20 protein-coding genes are annotated in these 24,411 nt (G+C 54.1%); 6 read left to right on the top strand and 14 right to left on the bottom strand.

Annotated elements, in window-relative coordinates; all coding sequences use genetic code 11:
- Positions 1–2 precede the first annotated feature (2 nt).
- Together CIK92_RS02075 and CIK92_RS13650 are read right to left on the bottom strand one after the other, a co-directional pair.
- The gene (locus tag CIK92_RS02075) at positions 3–3,170 is read right to left on the bottom strand and encodes a DUF3427 domain-containing protein (protein ID WP_158214713.1); all 3,168 of its coding nucleotides are present in this window, start codon (positions 3,168–3,170) and stop codon (positions 3–5) included.
- 350 nt (positions 3,171–3,520) lie between these two features.
- A complete protein-coding gene (locus CIK92_RS13650; protein WP_158214714.1) occupies positions 3,521–3,688 on the bottom strand; it encodes a hypothetical protein in 168 nt (55 codons plus the stop codon).
- Between the two features lie 6 nt (positions 3,689–3,694).
- Between CIK92_RS13650 and CIK92_RS13295 the strand changes: the two genes are divergently transcribed.
- Positions 3,695–3,955 carry a hypothetical protein gene (locus CIK92_RS13295; RefSeq protein WP_144289307.1) on the top strand — a complete coding sequence of 87 codons (261 nt, stop codon included), beginning with the start codon at positions 3,695–3,697 and terminating at the stop codon, positions 3,953–3,955.
- Here the strand turns inward: CIK92_RS13295 and CIK92_RS02085 are convergent.
- The 10 genes from CIK92_RS02085 to CIK92_RS02130 form a co-directional block, all read right to left on the bottom strand.
- Entirely contained in the window at positions 3,945–4,871 is a 927-nt protein-coding gene (locus CIK92_RS02085) for a LysR substrate-binding domain-containing protein (RefSeq protein ID WP_094388011.1), read from the bottom strand. The genes CIK92_RS13295 and CIK92_RS02085 overlap by 11 nt on opposite strands.
- Before the next feature lie 4 nt (positions 4,872–4,875).
- Positions 4,876–7,338 carry an FAD-dependent oxidoreductase gene (locus CIK92_RS02090; protein ID WP_094388012.1) on the bottom strand — a complete coding sequence of 821 codons (2,463 nt, stop codon included), beginning with the start codon at positions 7,336–7,338 and terminating at the stop codon, positions 4,876–4,878.
- A gap of 27 nt (positions 7,339–7,365) precedes the next feature.
- Positions 7,366–7,662, bottom strand: a complete 297-nt coding sequence (gene trxA, locus CIK92_RS02095) for a thioredoxin (protein WP_022311533.1) — start codon at positions 7,660–7,662, stop codon at positions 7,366–7,368.
- 273 nt (positions 7,663–7,935) lie between these two features.
- Positions 7,936–8,982 carry a 4Fe-4S binding protein gene (locus CIK92_RS02100; protein WP_094388013.1) on the bottom strand — a complete coding sequence of 349 codons (1,047 nt, stop codon included), beginning with the start codon at positions 8,980–8,982 and terminating at the stop codon, positions 7,936–7,938.
- 66 nt (positions 8,983–9,048) lie between these two features.
- Complete coding sequence (locus tag CIK92_RS02105; protein WP_094388014.1) at positions 9,049–9,546, bottom strand: hypothetical protein; 498 nt, start codon at positions 9,544–9,546, stop codon at positions 9,049–9,051.
- A gap of 37 nt (positions 9,547–9,583) precedes the next feature.
- On the bottom strand, positions 9,584–11,608 hold the full coding sequence (locus tag CIK92_RS02110; RefSeq protein ID WP_094388015.1) for a YgiQ family radical SAM protein: 2,025 nt from the start codon (positions 11,606–11,608) through the stop codon (positions 9,584–9,586).
- An 11-nt stretch (positions 11,609–11,619) separates the two neighbouring features.
- A complete protein-coding gene (locus tag CIK92_RS02115) occupies positions 11,620–11,940 on the bottom strand; it encodes a hypothetical protein (RefSeq protein ID WP_094385148.1) in 321 nt (106 codons plus the stop codon).
- Positions 11,941–11,966: 26 nt separating this feature from the next.
- Positions 11,967–14,852: a fibronectin type III domain-containing protein gene (locus tag CIK92_RS02120; RefSeq protein ID WP_094388016.1), complete on the bottom strand. Its 2,886-nt coding sequence runs from the start codon at positions 14,850–14,852 to the stop codon at positions 11,967–11,969.
- A 26-nt stretch (positions 14,853–14,878) separates the two neighbouring features.
- On the bottom strand, positions 14,879–15,436 hold the full coding sequence (locus tag CIK92_RS02125; RefSeq protein WP_094388017.1) for a 1-acyl-sn-glycerol-3-phosphate acyltransferase: 558 nt from the start codon (positions 15,434–15,436) through the stop codon (positions 14,879–14,881).
- A 7-nt stretch (positions 15,437–15,443) separates the two neighbouring features.
- Positions 15,444–15,716 (bottom strand): hypothetical protein, encoded by a 273-nt coding sequence (locus CIK92_RS02130; protein ID WP_022311540.1) that lies wholly within the window; start codon positions 15,714–15,716, stop codon positions 15,444–15,446.
- Positions 15,717–16,005: 289 nt separating this feature from the next.
- Here CIK92_RS02130 and CIK92_RS02135 point away from each other — a divergent pair, with 289 nt between their 5' ends.
- Together CIK92_RS02135 and CIK92_RS02140 are read left to right on the top strand one after the other, a co-directional pair.
- Positions 16,006–17,652: a diphosphate--fructose-6-phosphate 1-phosphotransferase gene (locus CIK92_RS02135; RefSeq protein WP_094388018.1), complete on the top strand. Its 1,647-nt coding sequence runs from the start codon at positions 16,006–16,008 to the stop codon at positions 17,650–17,652.
- 77 nt (positions 17,653–17,729) lie between these two features.
- Positions 17,730–18,602: a glycoside hydrolase family 25 protein gene (locus tag CIK92_RS02140; protein ID WP_022311542.1), complete on the top strand. Its 873-nt coding sequence runs from the start codon at positions 17,730–17,732 to the stop codon at positions 18,600–18,602.
- A gap of 105 nt (positions 18,603–18,707) precedes the next feature.
- On the opposite strand, the gene CIK92_RS13655 is transcribed toward CIK92_RS02140, so the two are convergent.
- Positions 18,708–19,058, bottom strand: coding sequence for a hypothetical protein (locus CIK92_RS13655; protein ID WP_158214715.1), 351 nt, complete (start codon positions 19,056–19,058; stop codon positions 18,708–18,710).
- Between the two features lie 6 nt (positions 19,059–19,064).
- Entirely contained in the window at positions 19,065–19,922 is an 858-nt protein-coding gene (gene prmA / locus CIK92_RS02145; RefSeq protein ID WP_094388019.1) for a 50S ribosomal protein L11 methyltransferase, read from the bottom strand.
- A 162-nt stretch (positions 19,923–20,084) separates the two neighbouring features.
- Here prmA and CIK92_RS02150 point away from each other — a divergent pair, with 162 nt between their 5' ends.
- The 3 genes from CIK92_RS02150 to CIK92_RS02160 all read left to right on the top strand — a co-directional run bounded on the left by CIK92_RS02150 (position 20,085) and on the right by CIK92_RS02160 (position 24,338).
- On the top strand, positions 20,085–20,996 hold the full coding sequence (locus CIK92_RS02150; protein ID WP_094388020.1) for a hypothetical protein: 912 nt from the start codon (positions 20,085–20,087) through the stop codon (positions 20,994–20,996).
- 47 nt (positions 20,997–21,043) lie between these two features.
- Positions 21,044–22,600 carry an OmpP1/FadL family transporter gene (locus tag CIK92_RS02155; protein ID WP_094385138.1) on the top strand — a complete coding sequence of 519 codons (1,557 nt, stop codon included), beginning with the start codon at positions 21,044–21,046 and terminating at the stop codon, positions 22,598–22,600.
- A gap of 241 nt (positions 22,601–22,841) precedes the next feature.
- Complete coding sequence (locus tag CIK92_RS02160; protein WP_094385136.1) at positions 22,842–24,338, top strand: glycoside hydrolase family 10 protein; 1,497 nt, start codon at positions 22,842–22,844, stop codon at positions 24,336–24,338.
- Positions 24,339–24,411 lie beyond the last annotated feature (73 nt).

Genomic DNA, 24,411 nt, shown 5'->3' on the forward strand with positions numbered 1-24,411 from the left:
CATTATCCTATAGCTTTATATTGACTCGCAAAGGCGTAAGTCGATTCAGACATAGGCGTGGCGAGATGCCACACTATCTGCATGGGTTTAGAACCCTCGATGCTCTCCATTGTGACCTGACCAAGATAGGTAAATCCCATTCTGCAACCATAATCCGGATGTTCCACCTGTTGCCTTACAAACAGGAGCATGTTATTCTCGCCATTACGGTATGCCTCTGCCTCGCGACTCCCCTCACGCACACGATTCTGGGTTTCCCAATGGAAAAACTCACGGTTTTGGGCATAATCTTTATATGCAGTCATAGAACCCTCTTCGCGCTTTTTGATAATATCCACATACATCGCCTCGAGTTTTATATCTTTCAGGCGCTCCATGCCTTCCCGCGAAGGCGACTTGCGGTCTATCGTTGATAGTCCGAGTGCCGCCTGTATCTGCGCTTTAGTGTATACCCCATGCAGATGCAGTGGATTCCATTCGTTATACACTGAATTGTCAACTTTTTCCGGTGCAGAGCATCTGTCACGCAGATAAGAGACGACCTCCTTGAATTCCTGAACAAACAGTTTATCGGAAGCCAGGTCGTCAAACATTGTGCAGATACCGTCATAATTACCCGCCTTGTCATACAAGTCATAGTAGAGCATCACTGCGCAACGCTTTTCCTGTTCAGAGAATTCCTCTGTATTACATTTGAATCCACAATCGGCAAAGCGCAACAGCTGAGTGAAGTATGAGAACGAATCTGTAGCAAGCCATTTCTTGGTCACTGCATACTTAATCTGCCCTGCGTGCACAGACACCGATTCCTGCACACCCGCCAATTGGCACAATTCGCCCCACGTCAGGGCACCATACACCTTATGAAATGGCACATGGCTGTAAGCCAGAAAGCCCTTGAGCGAGAAGTTACCCTTGCAGGTCTTGTGGTAGGCCAATATTTCCTTGACGACACGACTGCGGTTCAGACTGCGCAAGTAGCCATCAATATTAGCGATGATTTCCTCTTTGGCCTTTTCTTCCAGAATAATCTTGCAACCTATAGGAGCATTGGAGAATCCACCTTCAATCTCATCCTTTATATTCCGCGAGCGCCGGCCGATCAGGGCCTCAAAGCGCTCTTTATAACTGAACTCGGCACGCGAATGACCCACAAAGTCAAGGACCGTAAGATGGTCCTTGCCACTATGCAGACGAAGCCCGCGACCAAACTGCTGGATAAATACGGTAGCACTCTCGGTAGGACGCAGAAAGAGGATGGTGTCAATCTCGGGTATATCGACGCCCTCATTGAAGAGGTCAACCACAAAGAGATAATTGATGCGACCTTGTTGAAGTTGCTTCCTCACAAGTTTGCGATGATAGTCATTGTCATCGCTTGTAAGCACATTAGTTTTCAATCCTGCCAACGTAAACTTGGCATTCATGAACTTGGCATGGTTCTTATCCACACAGAAACATAGCGCCCGCACCTTGTTCAAGCGGCTGTTTCCAATATACTGCTGCATTTTCTTCAAGATAAGACCGGTGCGGTTATCGTTCTGCGTATAAATGCGTGAAAGTTCGGCAACATCATAACCATGTCCACTCCATTTCACCTCCGAGAGGTCTACATTGTCAGGAATTCCATAATAATAGAAAGGTGCGAGCAGACCTGCATTGAGAGCGGCAGGCAGACGAATTTCCGCCGAGATGTGACCATCAAAGTATATGGTGATATCTTCCTGGTCGTTGGTTCGTTCGGGGGTAGCAGTCAGGCCAAGTAGTATCTTGGGAGTGAAGTTGGTCATCAATTTGACGTATGTCGGTGCTATAATATGGTGCACCTCGTCGACGACCATATAGTCATAATAGTCTTTTGTGAGTTGCAGACTGTCCAAACGATTACGCAAGGTGTCCTTGCTCGCAAAGACATGCTGGTAGCTGGACGGTTCGTTGTTGCCATCCCACACACTGCCGAAGTTGGGATCTTCGAGCACAACGCGGAAAGTCTGCATAGCCTGTCGCAGTATCTCCTGCCGATGAGCGAGGAAAAGGAAATGACAATCGGGATGCTCCGCACGATAGCGTTTGAAGTCGAAGGCTGCTATCACCGTCTTTCCTGTACCCGTAGCAGCCACCACGAGATTGCGGTAATGCCCATGTACATGGCGTTCGACATCCAGTTTCTCCAGAATTTCCTGCTGATAGTCCTTCGCGCGCATCAGGTCAAGAGCCGAGAAGTCGAGCAAAGGAGCATCCCAGTCAGCCCCTAAGGCTCTTTTCAGTCTTTCGTCGCTTACACCAGGCACGAAATCTTCAAATGTATCATCACGCCAATAACTTTCAAATGAATTACGCACCTCTTCTACTACCTGAGGCAACTCAAACTGGGTGGCTTTGAAGTTCCATTCTTTACCGTCTTTCAAGGCGTAATGAGAGAGATTGCTCGAACCTATATAGGCAGTATGAAAGCCAGAATTCCGGAGGAATATATAAGACTTGGCATGAAGGCGGTCCTGCGTTCCATCATACGAAATCTTTATCTCGGTGTTACACAAAGTGGCCAAACGGGCTATGGCATCGTAATCTGTAGCGCCCGTATATGTCGTCGTGATGATACGCAGCCGTTTCCCTGCACTGGTGAACTTCCTCAGACTGTTCCAAAGCAGGTTTAGACCACTTGTCTTGATAAAGGAAACCACCCAACATATCTCATCGGCACAGAGAATTTCGCGATTCAACTCACTCTCCATATCTACACGACCTCTGCCACCACCGAAGAAGAGGGCGCTACGGCTTATAGAAGTAATAGGCGTAATGGCCTTGAGATGCTTCTCGATATCAGGATATTCGCAGTTAGTCCGGTCTACGACGGCTGTAAGTATATTCTTCTGAGCATCAATCAGGTCAAGTTCGGAGTCATCTACATTGAACTCTCTACCCAAGGTTTTGATAACCGAATTGACGAAGTCGGTATATCTGTCCGTTCCAAGGTCTTCGGGGCATCCTATAAACGCGATTTCAACAAGGTGCTGCAAATACTTGCTGAGTATATTGACAGCAGCATCTTTGCCTATCGGCTTCTTGCCAATATAGAAACGGTGGGAATCTACCTCGTTCAGTTTCTGCTGAAAGAGGCGATTGATAATCTGGTCATAGACTCCAGTTGGGATATTCGTGTGTGGCATAGTTGTATGATAAAGATGATAGTGGCGTGATATGTATCGTGCGTCATTAGCCTTCGTAGCTTGGTGGCTCACCTTGGGGTATTGTGCCTCAAAGTTATAGCCTTTTTTGATAAAAAACGAAGAAGTGGGATGAAAAATGTAGTTTGGCGCATTATACTTATGACTGCAAAATGTCATTTCGGCCATTAGGCGACCAACGTGAGCCGCTCGAGGCTGAGTGACAAAGTGGAGGGAATGACGGGGAATATCGCGGAGATGGCGATAAAGGGGAAATCGGGGTTTGATTTAATCGTTTCGCGGCGTGATATGATTATTTCGCGGTTGTATTTTTCTGTTTCAGAGTTTGAAGTCTACTTGTAGAGGCACTCGGAGAAGATGGATGAAATGACGGCAGCCACCACTGCCACCCCCTCTTCAACCGCCGTTCTGCCGTCTACAACACCCGTCCTACCCACTACATCATCCGCCTTGCACACTACAACATCCGCCTTGCCCACTACAACACTCGTCCTACCCACTACATCATGCGCCTTGCCCACTACAACATTCCTCCCGCCCTCGTCTACATCAACACGTCCCACGTCTACATCAGACCTGCCCTCATCCGCATCCGCCCTACCCCAATCCGCATCCGTCCAGCACTCGCCAGCCATCACCCCGCCCCTGTACACGACGCCCATAAACGGGAGCGCCGCAAGGGTGGTCTGCCGAATGGTGTCGGTCTGTACCTCCCTTGCGGCGAGCTGAAAGACGGGATGGATGGTGGCGGCGAGCCTACAGCTTGATGCCATACTTGACGATACCCTCGCCGAGCATGCCTGGGGGCATAAACTGCTTGAGAGCATCGATCACGGTGTTGAGCATGCGCTGCCTGATGTAGTCGGCCCTGATGTAGAGCGACACGCGGCGCTGCGAGAGATAGTCGCCATCGATGGGCCGCACGTTCTGGCGCTGCTTGTCGCTGAGCAGGGGCAAGTGCATCTCGGGCACGATGGTGAACCCGCCGTTCTCGTCGACGATGTGCACCAGCGTGTCTATACTGCCAGCCTCGTAGATATGGTTGCCCTTGGTGCGGGCTTTACAGAACGAGAACGCACTGTCGCGGAGACACTGCGCATCGCGCATCACCCACATGTTCTCGTGCTCCAGATTGGACGGCTTGAAGACGGGCAGCTTGCGCCAGCAGCTCTCTGCCAGATAGACATAGAACCGCTCGGTGTAGAGGGGTATCTCGAGCACTCCATCGCGCACGTTGCCCGAGATGGCGATGCCGGCGTCGAGCTGACCACGCAGAAGGGCGTCGACCATGTGGTCGGCCTTGAGTTCCTGGATAGACAGCTGGACCGAGGGAAACATCTCGCGATAATGGCGGATAAACCGGGGCAGGATGTAGGGCGCTATGGTGGGGCCCACGGCGAGCGCAAACACTCCGCCTATGCGCCCCTTGTCCTCGGCCACAATCTCGGCGATGCGGTCTATCTCTGCCAGAGCGTTCTCTGCCTGGCGCACGATCTTCTCTCCTGCCGCCGTGGGCACCACGCTGCGATTGGTGCGCTCAAAGATGCGCGTGTCGAGCTCTTCCTCCAACTTCTGCAGCATGGCGCTGAGCGTGGGCTGAGAGACATGGCACGACTCAGCCGCCTTCGCAAAGTTGCGAAAGCGGTTGACGGCGATAATATATCTTAACTGTTGCAAGTTCATCGGCTCAGATAAACAGATTGACATTGGCACGGTCGGCACGCTCCATATAGGTGGCCACACCGGCCACGGTGACATGGTCGAGCAGTTCTTCGCGCTTCACGCCCATCACATCCATCGACATCTGGCAGGCTATGAACTCCACACCGTTGTCGATGGCCTGCTGCCGCAGCGACTCGAGCGAGTCTACGCCCTTGCGGGTCATGATGTGGCGCATCATTCTGGCGCCGATGCCCATCATGTTCATCTTGGAGAGGGCGAGACGGGTGGAGTCGGAAGGCAGCATCCAACTGAACATACGCCCGAAGAGGTCTTTGCTGACCTTGGGTTTGTGCGCCTTCTTGATGGCGTTGAGTCCCCAGAAGGTGAAGAAGATGCTCACCTTCTGGCCCGTGGCTGCGGCTCCGTTGGCGAGGACAAAGGTGGCCAGCGCCTTGTCGAGGTCGTCGCTGAAGAGGATGAGGGTCTTGCCCTGACCGGTGGGCAGAGAGCGGGCAGACTCTACGGCGCAGGCGGTAGACTTCTCTATCAGCGCGGTATAGACTCCGCCCTCGGCACGTCGGCCCAGGAAGCGGTGGCCCGTGGTGTGGCACCATGCCTCGGCATCGCGGGGGAACGCCGCATCGGTGGCCGTCACCTCGAGTCTGTCGCCGGGGGCGAGGGTGTCGATGGCCTGCTTGAGGCGGAGGATGGGGCCGGGGCACTGGATGCCGCAGGCGTCAATGCGCACCACCGCCTTCTCGGCAGAGGCTGCCTCGGTGGGCGATGCGCTATCTCCGGCGGCAGCGAAGCCCACGGGAGGGGCTATACGGGCGGTGGCGGCACGATAGGTCTTGAGTCCGCCTATCAGATTGCGCACCTCGGCGTAGCCATTGTCCTTGAGTATGTTGGACGCGAGATACCCACGCAGTCCTATGCCGCAGAAGAGCCACACCGGACGGCCGGTTGGGATTTCGTCCATACGCTCTCTGAGGTCGTCGAGCGGTATATTGACGGCGCCGTCGATGGTGCCCAGCGCATACTCGTCGGGCGTACGCACATCGACGAGGGTCACGCCCGTGAGGTCGGCATCGCGCAACTCGCGCCAGTAGAGTGGCGACATCTTGCCACTGAGTATATTGCCAGCCACATAGCCCGTGATGGCCACGGGGTCTTTGGCCGACGAGAAGGGCGGCGCGTAGGCGTGCTCCAGACGGGTAAGGTCGGCGACGGTGGCTCCCTGCTTGATGGCGAGGGCATACTGGTCTATGCGCTTGTCGACGCCGTCGTAGCCCACTATCTGCGCACCATAGAGCTTGCCGTCGGTGGGCGAGAAGGTAATCTTGATGTCCATCTGCAGACTGCCGGGATAGTAGCCGGCATGGGCACCGATGTGGATGGTGGCAGAGAGGTAAGGGATGTCCATCATCTTGAGCCGCTTTGCAGGCAGTCCGGTCGATGCTACGGTCAGGTCAAACACCTTGGCTATCGAGGTGCCTATGGAGCCTTCATACTTCACCTTGTTGCCCATCACCATATTGTCGGCCACGATGCGCGCCTGTCGGTTGGCGGGTCCGGCGAGGAAGTTGAGCCAGGGCTTGCCCGTGAGGGGATGGGGAAACTCGATGGCGTCGCCCACGGCATAGACATCGGGGACCGAGGTCTGCAGATAGTCATCGACCCAGATGCCACGCATCTCGCCCAGGCGTATGCCGGCAGCCTGGGCCAGTCGGGTCTCGGCTCTCACGCCGATGCTGAGCAGCACCATGTCGGCCTGGAGGCTGACGCCCGATTTGAAGTGTACGGTGAGCGAGCCGTCGTGGCGCGAAAAGGCGTCGACAGCCTGCTCCAGATAGAGTTGCACGCCCTGCTGCTGCAGATGCTCGTGGACGAGCGACGCCATCGAATAGTCGATGGGCGCCATCACCTGGTTGGCCATCTCGACCACCGCCACCTGGGCTCCGGCGTGCATGAGGTTTTCGGCCATCTCGAGTCCTATGAACCCTCCACCCACGATGACGGCACGCTTCACATCGTGGTCGGTCATATAGGACTTGATGCGGTCGGTGTCGGCCACATTGCGCAGCGTGAAGATGCCCTCGCTGTCGATGCCCGGCAGCGGCGGCACCACTGGCGAGGCACCGGGAGAAAGCAGGAGCTTGTCGTAAGGCTCGACATACTGGCTGCCGTCGGCGGTGCGTACGGTCACCTGGTGGCTGGAGGGGTCGATAGCGATAACCTCGCTCAGTGTGCGCACATCTATATTGAACCTGCGGCCGAACGACTCGGGCGTCTGCACAAACAGACGGTCACGGTCGGCGATGACACCGCCTATGTAATAAGGCAGTCCACAGTTGGCATAAGAGATATAGGCTCCTTTCTCGATGAGGATAATCTCTGCTTTCTCGGTCAGGCGACGTATACGCGCGGCGGCGGTGGCTCCTCCGGCCACACCACCTATTATAATATATCTCGGGGTTGGGGTCGTCATAGCGGTAAGGGTTGGCGGGTGAATAGTCTATTGATACTTGGCGATGGTGGCTTTGAGGTCGGCGAGCGACATGGCTCCGCTCTGTCTCCACTTCATCTCTCCGCTCTGGAAGAGCATCAGCGTGGGTACCGACTGGATGCGCATCTGCATGGCGGTAGACTCGTTCTTGTCAATGTCGACCTTGATGACTCGGATGCTGTCGCCGAGTTCCTTCTTGAGTTGTTCCAACACTGGGTGCATCATCTTGCATGGTCCGCACCAGGTAGCGTAGAAGTCAACCAGCGTGAGCTGGCTGCCTTTGATAATGTCTGTTAAGTTCTCCATATCTTTATTGTTATTCGTTATTGTCAGATGGTGCAAAGATAGTGCAAACCGAACGCCATAAGCTCGCTTAATGGCTGAGGTGTAGCCTATCTTCTGCAAAGATAGATATATAATTATAGACAAACAAATGAATTTATCTATATTGTCATAGACAATAACTATAATGCTAACAATAATGATTGTAGAATGGGTGGGGAAACGCGTGGGGCTGGACAAAAAAAATCCACACCCAGCTTGACGCGTCGTGACGGTACAAGCTGGGTGTGGAGCGGCCTACTTCTGCTTGAGCAGTGTACCCGTGGGACACATGAAGCGGCAATAGGGACGGGGCACGAAGACGGAGGTGAGCAGGATGACTACTGCAAAGACTATCACCACGACTCCGGCCGAACTGAGGACAAAGGCGGTGAATGGCTCATAGTCCATCCACTCGAAGCCTACGCCCAGGAGCATAAGGAGCATAAGCACGCTCCACAGGACGACCTTGAAGAGGGTCAGGCGATGGGCTGCCTTCTTGCTGAGGGTGAGCTTGCGGGCTGGGACCTTGAATGCCAGTTCCTGCGCGGCACCGAGAGGACACAGGTGGGTGCAGTAATAGGCTCGGCGTCCGAAGAGGGGATAGACAAAGGCTGCCACCACAAGGAGCATCGGAACGACGAGCGACCAGGAGGTGAGTCCGTTGGACATGAGGTTGACCAGCATCGTGTAGCTCACAAAGGTTCCGGTCCAGAGTCCCAACACTACGATGTCGAGCACCAACTGGACGAGTCTCATCTTCTTGTTGCGTACCACGAGGGGCACCGTCATTCCGAGGACGATAACCAGGAGCGCTACAATGGTCTTGAGCGACCACGACAGGGCACCGTCGGCTGCGGAAGCATTGTGGGCGGAGGCATAGGCCACACCTCTGCGCACATTGGAGATAAGCGACTGAGACGAGAAGGTGGCTCCGCTCACGCCATCGACTTTGGCTGACAGCGCCTCATCGACGGTCTTGCCCTTATAGGCATCGAGCAGACCGACTGCCTCGCCAAAGAAGTCGGGGCTCTCGACATTGGGCAAGGCGACAATCTTCACCACCACATTGTCCAGGACATAGATGTCGAGCGGCGTGGTTCCGGCATAGCCCTGCACATCCTGGGCGAGCATGGCGGTATGCACCACCAGCGTGTCGCCCGCCATAGTGAGCGTATCAGTAGGGGCTGTGGTTGCCTTGTTTTCTAACTCATACCCCAAGAGCCGATGGTCGCGTCGTACGGACACCACGGCTATCACCGCCATACAGGCGATGAAGGTCAAAATGCGACGTAGTATTTTCATTTTACTTGTTATTTTTACAACGATAATGCGCAGCCCGCCAGGGGTCATCTCGGGCAGCGTATGGGTTTACGGGGTGGCCGCCAACTGATACGCCAGCCGCTCATCGCCCATCTCGGTATGGATGATACCACAGTAGATGAAGGCGTATTTGGCTATGAGATGGCGCATGATATGGTTATCGCGGTGGGTATCAATGCGGAGGTCGGTCTGCGCTGCCTGGCAGTGACGCATCACGGCATCGAAGATGCCATGGACATGAGGTCTGCCGGCGATACGATGAATGACGTGATAAGGGGCGTCATTGAGCCACGCGCCGTGATAGATGTGGCGATAGGTGGGGTCAGGGCCAGGACGGAAGACAAAGTAGCCCACGGCGTCGCCATTATCTCCAGTGACGAGCCAAGCATCGCCACGGGCAATGTCTTGACAGATAACGTCACGGGAGGGATAGCCGTTGACCCACTGATGGGTATTGCCACTCTCCTGCATGATGGCACATGCCCCGTGGATGATGGGCATGATGTCATCGGTATCTGCAGGAGTGGCAGGTCTTATTTGCAACATATTTATTATGGTAAACGTATGAGCCGCGACCACACCATCAGGAGTCGCGACGATGGTTCCTACGCCCATCGGCAGGTCTGTTCTTCCTGCTGCCGTTAGGACGCTGGCCGGAATGGTTGAAGTTGGGATTGAACGATGCTTTCTCGTTCGGTTTCTTCTTCCTGGACTTCTGGGGATAATCCGGGCGACTTCCGATGGCCTTGTCGTCATAGACGGCATGACGGTTGGCGAAACCCGTACCGCTGTACAACTTGCCGATGAGGTCTGCACGCCCAATGCGACGCAGTTCGCGCTCAATATTGGCACGTTCGTCTTTTTTATACCAAAAGAAGAACTGGCGCTGGGCAAGTTTCTCACGCTGGGTACGGGCGCAGAAGACTGGCTCAAGCGTATATGGATCGTAGCCAGTATACCATGCTTCGGTGCTGACTGTCATGGGAGTTGGCGTGAAGTCCTGCACCTGCTCTAAGTGGAAGTCGAGGTCTTTGGTGATGACGGCAAGCTCAGCCATATCTTCTTCCTGGCAACCTGGATGACTGCTTATGAAGTAAGGGATTATCTGTTGCTTCAGATTTTCTTCCTTGTTGATGCGGTCAAAGATACGTTTGAACTCATAGAAGAGCTGGAACGACGGCTTGCGCATCTGATAGAGCACCTTGTCGGAAGTGTGCTCGGGCGCGACCTTGAGTCTACCGCTCACATGGCGACAGATGAGCTCACGGGTATAATCGCGGGCAGCCTTGTCAGACTTCTCGTCGCCCGAGCGGTGCAGCAGCAGGTCGTAGCGCACACCGCTGCCGATGAAGCTCTTCTTGATACCGGGCAGTGCATCGACCGCATGGTAGATGTCGAGCAACTTGGAATGGTCGGTATTCAGATTGGGGCAGATACGAGGATGGATGCACGACGGACGCTTGCACTTGGCACAGGCGTTTTGGTTTTTGCCATGCATGCCATACATGTTGGCCGACGGGCCGCCGAGGTCTGAGAGATAGCCCTTGAACCCTGGCATCTCCATGACCTGCTTTACCTCACGCAGAATGCTCTCCTTGCTACGACAGGTGATAAACTTGCCCTGATGGGCAGAGATGGTACAGAAGGCGCAACCACCGAAACAACCACGGTGGATGTTGACAGAAAACTTAATCATCTCGTAGGCAGGAATAACCTTATCCTTATACTTGGGATGAGGCAGTCGGGTGTAGGGCAAGTCAAACGAAGCGTCGAGTTCTTCGGTCGTCATCGGCGGGTAAGGCGGATTGACGACAGCGCAGGTATTGCCTACCGCCTGTATAAGCCGCTGGGCGTGCATCTTGTTTGACTCTTCCTCGATATGGCGGAAGTTCTCAGCCTGAGCCTTCTTGTTCTGCAGACACTCTTCATGACTGTGGAGCACGATATCGTCGTCGCCTACCCCACCGGGGATATCGCCCTCACGACAGAGATAGACGGTCTGGGGGATGGAGCGCAACTGGTCAAACGGGGTACCACCTTCGAGCTGGCGGCATATCTCCACAATAGGACGCTCGCCCATGCCATAGACGATAAGGTCGGCGCCCGAGTCGCAGAGGATGCATCGGCGCAGACTGTCTTGCCAGTAGTCATAGTGGGTGAGGCGTCGCAGCGAAGCCTCAATGCCACCCAGCACCACGGGTACATCGGGATAGAGCTGTTTGAGTATCTTGGTATACACTATCGAGGGATAGTCGGGGCGCATACCATGACGCCCGCCGGGAGTATAGGCATCGTCGCTACGCAGGCGACGGTTTGCCGTATAGCGGTTGACCATAGAGTCCATGGCACCGGGCGAGATGGCGAAGAAGAGACGCGGACGACCCAGCTTCTTGAAATCACGGTAATCACCATGCCAGTCGGGCTGGGGAACGAGGGCCACGCGATAGCCCTGCGACTCGAGCACACGACCGATGACAGCAGCGCCAAACGAGGGGTGGTCGACGTAGGCATCACCCGAGAAAAGGATTACGTCCAACTCATCCCAACCACGCAGCTCACATTCCTTCTTGGTAGTTGGGAGAAAATCAGTAAGTCGGTATTCTTTCAATGCGGCTTGTTTTAGGATTCAGTTTCTGTTTGCTGGTCTTGCTTGCTGACCCAGTCGATATAGAGCAGAGTGAGCTGGTGCAGACCGAAAGCCTTCATATTGTTATGGTATATCACATCAAGACACAGGTCGAGCAGCGCCTTGTCCTTGCCGGCCTCAGATTCGAGCAGGGCACGCAAGGTGAACTTGAGTTTGTCGAGCACGGTTTCGTCGATGATACCCGTACTGTCGATGAGGTTCTTGAGCAGCGCATATTTACGGATGGTCTGCAGATGCTCTTCGCTCACTTCTATACTTCTTGTTCCCGTGGGGTTTGCTTGAATTTTATACATCATAATAAGGAGTCTTATAGGGTTGATTATTGTTTCTGTAGGAATTGCATTATCCCCTGCATCAGCAGGTTTCGCGTGGCTGGCAACTGTATGCACTCGAAGGGGAAGCCCATGACAAACGACTTGTAGGCCGCCCCATCGTAAGCCACAGCAGCCGAGGTGCCGTCGGCATACTGCATAGCGCAGTAGGCCTGACCTTGGGGGTGGAGTATTTCGACATGGGTGGCAGCGTAGTGATGACGGTTGAGACGGCGACCGATGTCAAACGTCATACCCAGTCCGTTGATGGCAGGCTGGGCTGTGACGCTGTCGGCGGGATGATACTCCAACTGCAGTACCGATGACAAGAACTGCTGTTCACCATCGTTCTGCATATCCGAGCCTATGTACGAGCCGCTCACAAGCAGCCGCCCTCCCTGTTGGGCATAGGCTCTGAACATCTCTTGCCATGCCGGGGTGAATGTCTTGTAGTACTGCACAGCATAGGGGGTATAGCGCTGCATGCCGAGGATAAGGTCTACACAGGAGTAGTCGGCGAGCGCCACCTTGCGGCCGTCGATGGAAGCACGGTCACAACTCACCACATTATATTTATGCCCCGAGGCTATCGCCGAGGTATGGGTAGCGACATAGGAGAAATCATTGCCTGCCACGAAGAGGCCAGCCATCTCTTCGCCGCCATATCCCAGTCCGGTGGGACTCTCGACACCCATACGGTTCACGTTGAAGCAGGTCTGCCGTCCGTTCCACGCCGTGAGTCCATAAGAGACACCAGGGTCGGCATCGAGATCAAAGCCCTGTCTGCGGCCGTCGTCGACGACCTGGGGTGCCGACAGGCGGTCAAAGCCGTTGACTACGAGCACTGTCTTGGCTTCTGCCGACTTGTAGAGGGCCGACACGATGGGCGAAGCAAAGCTCTCACCGCCGTCGTTGATAGCTGTCACCTTGAAGTCGTATTGGGTACCAGGTTGGGGCGTCATGGTGTAGGTGGTGCTGCTTACCACCGTGCCATTGTCAAACCCTCCCCCACCGCTGCGGGTATATACCACATAGGCAGAGGGCATCGCCGTGCTCTCCCGTGGGTCTGTCTGCGCCTCCCATGTCAGCGTGATTTTTCCCTGCCGGTCTATCGATGTGCGCAGGCTCCTTGGCGCCAGAGGCTGTACGGTATAGCGTGTGCCGTGCTGGGCGGCAGTATATTTCAGTATGGCCTTGTATATCGAGCGGGCAAGGGTAAACTTGAAATTGGGGTCCTGGGCGTAAGCCATATCAGGGAAGTTCTGGTGGGAGAGCGTCTCGAGTATGGCCGAGGGTATCTCGGGATTGCGGGTTTCAGAGTAGTTGCGGTCCCAGAGATAGCGCACCACCCAGCGTCCGTATTTGGCTTTGAGGTCGGCAGAGATACCGTCAAGCAGATTTTTGGCAAAGGTATTCGACACACTGCGGGGTATACCGGCATTGAGCACTCCCTCGTTGTTGCCTGTGGTGCAGATAGCCAGCGACCCCACGAGGTCTTTGCCGTTGTAGCTGTAGCCGGCATCACTGTGCACGGCGAGCGACAGTTCTATCGGCACATTCTTGCCCACCTTGTAGGGCATATACACCGAGCCTCCAGCCAGCCAGTTGGTGGTAAGCGGACGCACGTTGATGTCGTCGGCATAGTCGTCGGCACCGTCCTTGGTGCTATAGATGGCATAGGGCACTCCCGACCACTGGGCACAATAGCGGGCAGCCTCCATAGCGCGAGGCATGCCGCTCGTGGTGCCGTTGCGTTCGATGTTACCCATACCGCCGCCAAAGCGCACGGCATCGGCAGTGACCACACCCTTGCGCAAAGCATGGTTGGTCACGACCACACGGTTGTACTCGTTACAGCCTTTGTCAAAATCGAAGGTACCCAGATAGACCCATGTGCCGCCCCCCATCTGCTGGTTGACGCGGAAACGTGTCTCCTGCCCCTTATGACAGACGATATACTCGGCATCGTCCACGCTCTTCTCTACCGTCTGGTAGCTCACATAGACTGCATATCTTCCCGCCTCGGGGATGTCGGGCGTATAGGATATGATGCTTATCTTAGACTTGCTCTTCGTGGTTTTCACCTGTCGGGCTGTACCCTGGATGAAGGGATTTTCGTGGTCGGAGTAGAGGCCGTCATGGAAACTGAACCCCGGTTTCTCCGTGTCCTTCCACTGACGGCTGCCCGTGCCCACCTCTTCATATTTGGCTCCCAGCGACGAGCGGTTGTTGTCGACGATTACCTCATTGGGCTGCCAGTCGCGCTCTCGGGGAGTAAACACGTTGGCGCCCGCATTCTCAAGCATTGGTATGAGATAGGGCACCACGATGGTGGGAGTAAACAGGTCTTCGGTCGTAGCAAAGAGACTGGGTCTCTGCCAGCGCCACCGCCCCATCTTCTGGTCGTAGAAACGGCCATGGCTGGCATAGACCGTGAGATGACGGTTGCCCAGACCGCGGCTGATGTCAAAGGGACGCGACACATTGCGCACCCAGGCATTGCCCTTATAATCGATATTGCCCCACGCTCTGACAATAGAGTTGGGGTCTGCCATATCACCATCCACCATCAGGTCGATGGTAACGCCATTGACGGCTATACGTATCTTATATGTATCGTAAGGTGAGGGAAGAATACGGCTCACCTTACGATAGATTTTGGAGACCATCTTGGCCGTAAAATCCTGTGCCGCAAAGGCATCGTTGGCGGTGATGGTCACTATGCGCTGGCGGTTGTCTATCCTGTAGCTCTTCATGCGCGCCTGGGCATATCCTGTGGCAGCATCGAACTTATAGTTGAGGAAATAGTCCTTCAACCGACGCTCGGTGGCAGCGTCCAGCAAATTGTCCTGTGCATATACACTGACGGCGCAGCATAACGCCAGCGCCACCATGACCAACCATCTGTGAAAGTTAACTGTCAATCTATCTCTCCTATACTAAACTGTTCTGGTTTCTTGCCTTTTACATCCTTGAAATATAGCTTTATCTCACGCATATCAGCGTCTATATCTCCCGAGGGCATGATGCTGCGCGTACAGCGTATCTCTTTATGCTCGAAATCGAGCGCATATAGCAGTATGGGAATACCTGCCTTGAGGGCAATATAGTAGAAGCCCTTCTTCCAGTCGGGGTTGAGCGAGCGCGTACCTTCGGGAGTGATGCAGAGGCGGAAGTCTTTGCGCCCCTTCGCAGCCTGCGCCAGCGTATCGGTCATGCTCGTATTGCGGTCGCGATATACGGGTATGCCGCCCAAGCGTCTGAACAGCGGACCCAGAGGCCAGAAGAACCACTCTTTCTTCATCAGAAAGTTGGTCGTACGACGCTCTGCCAGACCGAAGAGCTGACCGATGACAAAATCCCAGTTACTGGTGTGGGGAGCCAGACATATAATATATTTGGAGGGATGTTCGACAGTAATTATTGTCTTCCATCCCATCCTTTTATACAGTATCCAGCGTGCTAATTGCTGTAACATTGTCTCCTTATTGTAGCGCGTTGAGCTGGTCGACTATCTCAGCCACTTGCTTGTTGAACTCATCAATGATAAACTTGTAGTACTTCTTCGGTTTGATGCCCGGTTCAGGGAAAGACACACGACGAGTGAAGTCAGAATGTATCTCCAGAATAGACGCGAAGATAGGGTCAATCACTTCCTTGTTTTTCTCAGGGCCGTAAAGAGAAGCTGCTACTCCTTCGGCGAAAAGAGCTGTGCATACATTGTGTATCGCACGCTTTAAGTCTCGTTTGCTACTCATTGTTGTTGTAATATTTGAGCCAAAGATAATGCAAATCGCAGAGAAAACAAAATATTCGGTCACTTTTTTTCATTTTTCTGTCTTTATCGCCACCATTGCCGTCGTTGAGCCAGATTAAGAAAAAGACAGCCCGAGGTCATTTTCTTGCTCTTTTGCTTTAATATCTAATGGAAAATGAGTAACTTTGCAACGATTTTTGAGGACGCCATTCTTTTGGGCATTATCATAAGGACAACCGGGCGCCTCACAGAAATTGAATAAGGTAACTATTCTAACAAATAAACGTAAAATGAAAAAAAGTCTTTTGCAGAGAGAACGCGCTGCTTACCAGCCTAAACTGCCAAAAGGTCTTCAGGGTGCCGTTAAGGTACAGGAAGGCGAGCCTACCCAGAGCGTAGGCGATCAGGAAGAAATCAAGAAACTGTTCCCCAACACTTATGGCATGCCCCTCGTGGAGTTTGTTCCCGGCGATGAGGCAATGAGCCAGAAAATCAATGTAGGTGTAATCCTTTCTGGCGGCCAGGCTCCTGGCGGCCACAACGTCATCAGCGGTATCTTCGACGCTGTCAAGAAGCTCAACCCCGAGAACAAGCTCTACGGCTTCCTCATGGGTCCCGGCGGTCTCGTTGACCACAACTACAAGGAACTGACAGCCGAAATCATCGACGACTACCGCAATACCGGTGGCTTCGACATGATCGGTTCGGGCCGTACTAAGCTGGAGAAGGAAGACCAGTTTGAGAAGGGTCTCGAGATTATCCGCGAGCTCGGCATCAACGCCATCGTAATCATCGGTGGTGACGACTCCAACACCAACGCCTGCGTTCTGGCCGAATACTATGCTGCCAAGAACTACGGTGTACAGGTTATCGGTGCGCCCAAGACCATCGACGGCGACTTGAAGAACGACCAGATTGAGACTTCTTTCGGTTTCGATACCGCTACCAAGACTTACTCAGAGGTTATCGGCAACATTGAGCGTGATGCCAACTCTGCCCGTAAGTACTGGCACTTCATCAAGCTGATGGGACGCTCGGCTTCACACATCGCACTCGAGTGCGCACTGCAGACACAGCCCAATATCTGCCTCATCTCAGAGGAAATAGAGCAGAAGGACATGACCCTCAACCAGATTGTAGAAGGCATCGCCCAGTCTGTAGCCGACCGTGCCGCTGCTGGCAACAACTTCGGTGTTGTCCTCATCCCCGAGGGCCTCATCGAGTTTATCCCCTCTATCGGCCGTCTCATCGACGAGCTCAACGACCTGCTCGCTGCCCACGGTGAGGAGTACAAGAACCTCGAGGCCGATGAGCAGAAGAAGTATATCCTCGCCCATCTCTCTGCCGAGAATGCCGAGACCTTCAAGACACTGCCCGGCGACGTAGCCCGCCAGCTCTCACTCGACCGCGACCCCCACGGAAACGTACAGGTATCGCTCATCGAGACCGAGAAGCTCATCTCTGACATGGTAGCCGACAAGTTGGCTGAGTGGAAGAACGAGGGCAAGTTTGTTGGCAAATTTGCTGCTATCCACCACTTCTTTGGTTATGAAGGACGCTGCGCTGCTCCATCAAACTTCGACGCAGACTATTGCTATGCACTCGGCGTAAGCGCCGTTCAGCTCATTGCCAACGGCAAGACTGGCTACATGGCCATCGTCAAGAACACTACCGCTCCCACCGATGAGTGGAAGGCAGGAGGTGTGCCAATCACCATGATGATGAACATGGAGCGCCGCAACGGCGAGATGAAGCCCGTAATCCGCAAGGCTCTCGTAGAGCTCGACGGTGCGCCCTTCAAGAAGTTCGCCGAGAAGCGCGACGAGTGGGCCAAGGAGACCTGCTATGTCTATCCCGGTCCTATCCAGTACTGGGGTCCCGCTTCAGTTTGCGACCGCACCACACGCACACTGTCGCTCGAACAGCTTGGTAAATAATTAGAATGATATTCATGCACCGGATTGTCCTGAAGCAGCCACTGCGCTGAACCAGGGATATCCGGTGCATTTTTTACATGGATAAGAGAAAGATTACCCACAACATCACTACCCCCAAGTCACACCACAGCAAGACCAAGCGTGGTGCCACTCGGCGTGGTGCCCATCGATGGCATCACCGCATGCCGCGTTGGACATTCTGGGTTGGTGGTCTCGTGGTAACCGTTCTCTATTGTTGGGCTTTCTACTACTTCTTCGTCGGCCCTACTGGCTTCAGATGGCGTGCCCTCTATGGCGAGTCCAGATATCCTAAGGGTTTCGAGATACACGGCATCGACATATCCCACTACCAGGGCAACATAGACTGGGACAAACTGCAAGGAGGCATGATTTCAGGCTGCCCGCTGAGATTTGTCATCATCAAGTCGACCGAGGGAGCCAGCCGCATGGACGAAAACTTCAAGAGTAACTTCCACAATGCACTCGAATATGGTTTTATTCGTGGTGCCTACCACTTCTGGAGCAACAAATCGTCGGCCCGCCAGCAGGCTTATTACTTTCTTGAGAAGGTTAAGCTCGAAGAGGGAGACCTTCCACCCGTGCTGGATATAGAGCACGCGCCCAAGGACAAGTCGATAGAGGAGTTCCAGCGCGACATACTCACGTGGCTGCATATCGTGGAAGATCGTTATCATGTCAAGCCCATCCTCTACACCTATTACAAGTTCAAGGAGAAGTATCTCAGCGCTCCTGTCTTTGACGACTATCCTTACTGGATAGCCCACTACTATGTGCCCAAGATAGAATACAAGGGTGCATGGAAATTCTGGCAACACACCGATGCAGGCCGTCTGCCTGGCATCAAGGGTCCCGTAGATTTCAATGTCTACAACGGTTCTTACTATGACCTCAAGAAACTCACAATAGGCAGTCACGAAGATACCTATTGATGGGCGCTATCCCCTATCCGCCTCCGGCGCATCACACCGCAGCGCCATCCCCACATCTTTATCATCTACATCTCTGCCGTCCGTGACCGTCATGGCCGCATGCCACTATGTCGGCGCCGTGACCATCACCAGCGGCGTCGAGGGTATCCCCACCAGCTTAGAGGGCACCTTCAGTACATAGGAGGAAAACGCCAACTCTGCCGCGACCAACTTCACGATGATTTCAAAGTTGGAATTTAGGAATTCCAAGTATGAAATGATGGTTGCAAGACTTGAATTACACGTTTCCCACCACGCATTGTGTTTAGAAAGCATCACGGCAGACTTTTGGCGATGCTGCCACGGGCTGACAGCAGCGTCACATATACCGACGACCGCCGCACAGGGACCAGTGGTCATCCGTGCGGCGGTCGTCTTATCGGTCGCTCTGCTGCCGGAACATCCGGTGCTGAGCATCTTAGTCTACTTGCTGAACATGAGGCACGCCCAGTCGCCATTGCTCTTCTGCGCGGTGAGCGTGAGACCCAAGGTGGCAGCCTTGTCGCAGAGCATGGCGGCATCGGAGGGATAAAATCCGCTCAATATGAGTGCCCCACCCTCCTTCATCACGCCGACAAAGGCAGGCATGTCTGCCAGCAGGATGTTGCGGTTGATGTTGGCCAGAACCACATCGAACTTCTCATTGAGCGTGGCTGTGACCGACGCGTCGCCCAGCAGCACCTGCATATCCACACCATTGAGTTGCGCATTGTGGCGGCTGTTGTCCACACTCCATTCGTCGATGTCGTAGCCCACACAGTGCGTGGCGCCACACTTGGCGGCGGCTATCGAGAGGATGCCGGTGCCACAGCCACAGTCGAGCACGCTCTGGCCCTCGAGCTGCATATCGAGCAGCGAGGCGATTATCATCTGCGTGGTCTCGTGGGTACCTGTGCCAAAAGCCTGACGCGCATCGATGCCTATCATTACGGCGCCAGCATCGTGCTGGGGCACCTCGCCCTTGGCATCGTAGACCACAACGCGGTGGTCGATGTCGATAGGCTCAAAGCCCTGCTCTTCCCACACAGCGTTCCAGTCCTGGTCCTCCACCTTATTAATATTATATACAATGCTTACTCCGTCGAGCGGAAAGGAAGCTATACCATCGTCAAGCAACTGGCGGTCGAAGAGCTGTTCCTGCACATAACCGTCAACGCCACGCTCGGTGTCTTCAAAGGATTCAAAACCCGCTTCGCCGGCCACGTCCATGAGCAGGTCGCGAGCAATCTGCATCATGTCGTCCATGCAAGCAATCTCGAAATGGGCTGCCAAATACTTCATATATATACTCCTATTGATTAAACTTTTATAATTGCGTTACAAATTTATAAATTAATAGGGAAAAACCTACCATCCTTTAGGGTTTTTCCTTAATTTTGCAGTGACAATGGTACTAATTTTGCAGTGTAAGATACTGAATAGCTATTAAAAGTAATAAGAGATATGAAACAATTGTATATTCTTGCAGTGCTTCTCTGTGCTCTACCGCTCTCGGCGATGGCACAGGATGACCTCTATTTCACCCCGAAGAAGAAGGCGCAGGCTTCGGCCGACACCGAGCCCGCATACTATGTGGGCAGCAACCGTGATGTGGATGAATATAACCGTCGTGGCAAATACTGGAGCCACTATCAGAAATTGGGCAATGACAGTCTGGGCAACGACATCATCCAGTTTCAGCAGGGCAATGGTGTCTATCCCGACTCGGCGTATGTAGACACTACCTTTGTGGCCAAATACCGCAGCAACGCTGTCGACGACGACTTTGCCTACAGCCGCCGCATGAGCCGATGGGACGGCTACTACGACCCATGGCTCTACAGCTACCGCTATAGTTATGGATATTCGCCCTACTATTGGCGATGGGCATGGTATGACCCATGGTATGGCGACCCGTTCTACGACCCCTGGTATCCCAGATATTATGGCTACTATGGCTGGTACAATCCCTACTACTATGCAGGTTGGGGATGGCCAGGCTACTACCATGGCTGGGGATGGCCGGGCTACTGGGGCGGCATCTATGTCACCCACAGTGGCAGCCGTGGCAGTTATGCCGGCTACCGCTCTTGGGGCGGGACACAGCGTCAGGGTTCGGGACGCAGCGTGGCTTACGGACAGAACGGCACGCGCTCGTTTGGCGGTCGCAATAGTCGTACCTACGACAACCGCACCTTCGGCAACCGCAACAACCCTACCCGCCAGGACAACTATAACTTCGGTGGGCGTCCCAGCACGCCCTCGATGCCCTCTGGTTCGTTTGGCGGCGGATTTGGAGGTTCACGCGGTGGCGGCTTCGGCGGCGGACACACCGGTGGTGGTGGTGGCGGACGCTTTGGTGGCGGACACCGATAACACAAACCCCAACACACAGTTGAAAACTATAACAAACAGATAAGATTATGAACACCAAGAATTTGTTTTTTGCCCTGTTGGCTTCGATGACTGCCCTGACAGCCACCGCCCAGGAGACATATCAAGATACCAAGCTCATCGGCAACGACCTCAACGGTACCGCCCGCTACGTAGGTATGGGTGGCGCTATGGAGGCGCTGGGTGCCGACATCTCGACGATGACCAGCAACCCTGCCGGTACAGGCTTCTTCAGCCGTACCCAGGTGAGTGTCACCGGCGGACTGGTATGGCAGAACGGCGTGGAGAGCCACAGCGTGAGCGGCGGTCACAAGACCAATGCCAGCTTTGACCAGATAGGTATCGTGGCTCCGCTCAAGATTAACGGCAAGCCCTGCATCAACGTGGGCTTCAACTACCACAAAAGCCGCAACTTCGACCAGATACTTACTGCCAGCGGTGCGCTCTCTATGGCTTCACAGAACAAGCTCTCGGCCATCAAGTACGACAAGGTGGGCGAATGGGGTTGGAACGCCATTGATGCCAACTACAAGAAGATACTCGAGAAGACCGACGACCAGGGCAATAAATACATGGACTACTACAACGGCCAGGCTTTTGACTTCGGCCAGTACCAGCATGGTTACATCGGCGTCTACGACTTCAACATCAGTGGCGCTGTGAGCAACAGCTTCTACCTCGGAGTCACCGCGGGCTTACATGATGTGAACTATCGCTCCAGCAGTACCTACTTTGAGCAGTTGGAGCAGAACACCAACGGTGCCTCTGCCGAACGGCTGAAGATAGACGGTACTGGCGTCGATGTCAAGGTGGGTGCCATCTTCCTGCCCATTGACGGCTCGCCTTTCCGCGTGGGTCTGTACATCAACAGCCCTGTCTTCTATGACCTGAAACTGAGGGGCGACGCCGGCAGCGGCTTTGTACAGTACAGCGGAAACCTGTCGGATAACAACAGCAGCGCTTACATCCGCAACTACTGCACCTACGAGTACAAGATATATACTCCGTGGAAATTTGGTGTGAGTCTGGGCCACACCGTGGGCAGCTACCTCGCCTTGGGTGCCACCTATGAGTATTCTGACTATGGCAGCATAGACAACCGCGTGATAGACGGCACATACTACGACCCATGGTACGGCGACGCCTATGACACCAGCAGCAGCGACGACGTGATGAACGCCCATACCGAGCGCACGCTCAAGGGTGTGCATACCCTCAAGTTGGGTGCCGAGTTCAAGCCACTGCCTACACTGGCTCTGCGCGCAGGCTACAACTGGGTTTCTGCCGTCTTCGACGAGAACGGCTTCCGCGACGGTTCGCTCGAGTCTCCCGGTTCGGGCTACGCTACCTCTACCGACTACACCAACTGGAAAGCCACCAACCGCTTCACTCTGGGTCTGGGATTCCAAGCCAGCAAGAACATCAACCTCGACCTGGCTTACCAGTACAGCCATACCAATGGTGACTTCTACCCCTTCATGAGCTACTACGGTGACACCAACCCCGAAAACAACTGCATCGTAAGAGCCACCAAGGTGAGCCACGACCGCAACCAGGTGATGGCTACGCTGAGCTACCGCTTCTAAGCTGTCGGTCACGAAAACCAGCCAATCCGCCACGACAAGGGCATCTGTCTCTGTCATGGCGGATTTGTCGTTTGTGCCCGACAGAGACGCAATCGACACGCCCATAGCGCCACAGTATGGTGCTGAAGAGGGAAAAGTGAAGGAAGATAAAGGCTTTTTTACAATTTGTTCCTTGATTATTTTGATATCCTCGACAATCATCGTATTTTTGTAGTAGAAAACAGAGGAACAAAACCAAATAATGAAAAAACTACTGATTGTAATGGTGGCAGCCCTATGGCTGCTCGCTCCTACCAGCATGTATGCCGACGGGGGCAAACGTGAGTTCAGAGGCGCTTGGATGCAGTTTGTCAACGGCATGTATCTGGGTAAATCGACAGCAGAAATACAGCAGATGCTCACCCATCAGCTCGACGAGTTGGAAAAGGATGGCGCCAACGCCATCATCTTCCAGGTGCGCGGCGAATGTGACGCCCTCTATGAGAGCAAGATTGAGCCGTGGAGCCGTTACCTCACCGGAGTGCAGGGCAAGGCACCATCTCCCTACTGGGACCCAATGGCATGGATGATACAGCAGTGTCACCGCCGCGGAATGGAGTTTCATGCGTGGATAAACCCCTATCGCGCCCGCATGAAGAGCCCTACCCGTCTGGCCGACAACCACATCCTCAAGACTCACCCTGAGCGTGCGTTCGAGTATGGCGGTCTCTATGTGCTCAACCCGGGACTCAAGGAGAACCGCGACTATATCCTCTCGGTGGTCGACGACATCGTGAGCCGCTATGACATCGACGGCATACACATCGACGACTATTTCTACCCCTACCCCGAAGGCGGTCGCCCCATCCCCGATGACCGTGAGTATGCCCTATATAATAATGGTATAGCTGACCGTGGCGACTGGCGCCGCTACAATGTCAATCTCTTTGTCAAGGAGATGGGCGAGCACGTGCACAAGCTCAAGCCTTGGGTCAAGTTTGGCGTGTCGCCCTTTGGTATCTACCGCAACAAGAAGAGTTCGCCCATAGGTAGCGACACCAACGGTCTGCAGAACTACGACCAACTCTATGCCGACGTGCTGCTGTGGGTCAACAACGGATGGATAGACTACTGCGTGCCACAGCTCTATTGGCACATCGGTCATCCATTGGCAGACTATGAAAAGCTCATCAAATGGTGGGCTAAACACATGGCCAACCGTCCGCTCTACATCGGCGAGAGCATCGAGAACACCGTGCAGAACAGCGACCCTGCCAACCCCAACACCCATCAGATGGCTGCCAAGTTCAGTCTGCACCGCCAGTTGCGCAACGTGAGCGGCACCGTGCTCTGGTATGCCAAGGTGGCTGCCGAAGACATGGGCAGCTACGGCACCATGCTGCGCAACGTATACTGGAAGTCAAAGGCTCTGCCTCCATATATGCCTTTCCTGGACAACAAGGCACCCAAGAAGCCAGCCAAGATGGGTGACGCGTGGACAGAAGACGGACTGATGCTCTACTGGTCGGCCCCCAAAGCGAAGAAATGGGGCGACGAGGCGCGCCGCTATGTCATTTACCGCTTCGCCAAGGGCGAGAAAGTAAACCTTGCAGACGCTTCCAAAATCGTAGAGATAACCTATGACACCTATTACCGGCTGCCCTACGACGGCGGTACAAAGAAATATAAATATGTGGTGACTGCCCTCGACCGCGTAGGCAATGAGAGCAAGGGCGCCAAGCGCAAGGTGAAGTTGTAAACAGCATCCCCAAGATAACAGAAAATCCGCATAGTGAGTCTATGCGGATTTTTTGTTATGCCGAAGGGGTCGC

The sequence above is a fragment of the Prevotella sp. P4-67 genome (assembly GCF_002251325.1).
Classification (GTDB): domain Bacteria; phylum Bacteroidota; class Bacteroidia; order Bacteroidales; family Bacteroidaceae; genus Prevotella.

What these genes read in the sequence shown, in the direction of transcription:
- CIK92_RS02115 (WP_094385148.1), bottom strand. Translation starts at nt 11,940, where the DNA reads ATGTATAAAATTCAAGCAAACCCCACGGGAACAAGAAGTATAGAAGTG.
- CIK92_RS13655 (WP_158214715.1), bottom strand. Translation starts at nt 19,058, where the DNA reads ATGCTCAGCACCGGATGTTCCGGCAGCAGAGCGACCGATAAGACGACC.
- CIK92_RS02100 (WP_094388013.1), bottom strand. Translation starts at nt 8,982, where the DNA reads ATGAAAATACTACGTCGCATTTTGACCTTCATCGCCTGTATGGCGGTG.
- CIK92_RS02075 (WP_158214713.1), bottom strand. Translation starts at nt 3,170, where the DNA reads ATGCCACACACGAATATCCCAACTGGAGTCTATGACCAGATTATCAAT.
- CIK92_RS02120 (WP_094388016.1), bottom strand. Translation starts at nt 14,852, where the DNA reads ATGGTGGCGCTGGCGTTATGCTGCGCCGTCAGTGTATATGCACAGGAC.
- CIK92_RS02155 (WP_094385138.1), top strand. Translation starts at nt 21,044, where the DNA reads ATGAACACCAAGAATTTGTTTTTTGCCCTGTTGGCTTCGATGACTGCC.
- CIK92_RS02105 (WP_094388014.1), bottom strand. Translation starts at nt 9,546, where the DNA reads ATGTTGCAAATAAGACCTGCCACTCCTGCAGATACCGATGACATCATG.
- CIK92_RS02160 (WP_094385136.1), top strand. Translation starts at nt 22,842, where the DNA reads ATGAAAAAACTACTGATTGTAATGGTGGCAGCCCTATGGCTGCTCGCT.
- CIK92_RS13295 (WP_144289307.1), top strand. Translation starts at nt 3,695, where the DNA reads ATGCGCCTTGCCCACTACAACATTCCTCCCGCCCTCGTCTACATCAAC.
- CIK92_RS02090 (WP_094388012.1), bottom strand. Translation starts at nt 7,338, where the DNA reads ATGACGACCCCAACCCCGAGATATATTATAATAGGTGGTGTGGCCGGA.
- CIK92_RS02150 (WP_094388020.1), top strand. Translation starts at nt 20,085, where the DNA reads ATGAAACAATTGTATATTCTTGCAGTGCTTCTCTGTGCTCTACCGCTC.
- CIK92_RS02140 (WP_022311542.1), top strand. Translation starts at nt 17,730, where the DNA reads ATGGATAAGAGAAAGATTACCCACAACATCACTACCCCCAAGTCACAC.
- prmA (WP_094388019.1), bottom strand. Translation starts at nt 19,922, where the DNA reads ATGAAGTATTTGGCAGCCCATTTCGAGATTGCTTGCATGGACGACATG.
- CIK92_RS02135 (WP_094388018.1), top strand. Translation starts at nt 16,006, where the DNA reads ATGAAAAAAAGTCTTTTGCAGAGAGAACGCGCTGCTTACCAGCCTAAA.
- CIK92_RS02085 (WP_094388011.1), bottom strand. Translation starts at nt 4,871, where the DNA reads ATGAACTTGCAACAGTTAAGATATATTATCGCCGTCAACCGCTTTCGC.
- CIK92_RS02130 (WP_022311540.1), bottom strand. Translation starts at nt 15,716, where the DNA reads ATGAGTAGCAAACGAGACTTAAAGCGTGCGATACACAATGTATGCACA.
- trxA (WP_022311533.1), bottom strand. Translation starts at nt 7,662, where the DNA reads ATGGAGAACTTAACAGACATTATCAAAGGCAGCCAGCTCACGCTGGTT.
- CIK92_RS02125 (WP_094388017.1), bottom strand. Translation starts at nt 15,436, where the DNA reads ATGTTACAGCAATTAGCACGCTGGATACTGTATAAAAGGATGGGATGG.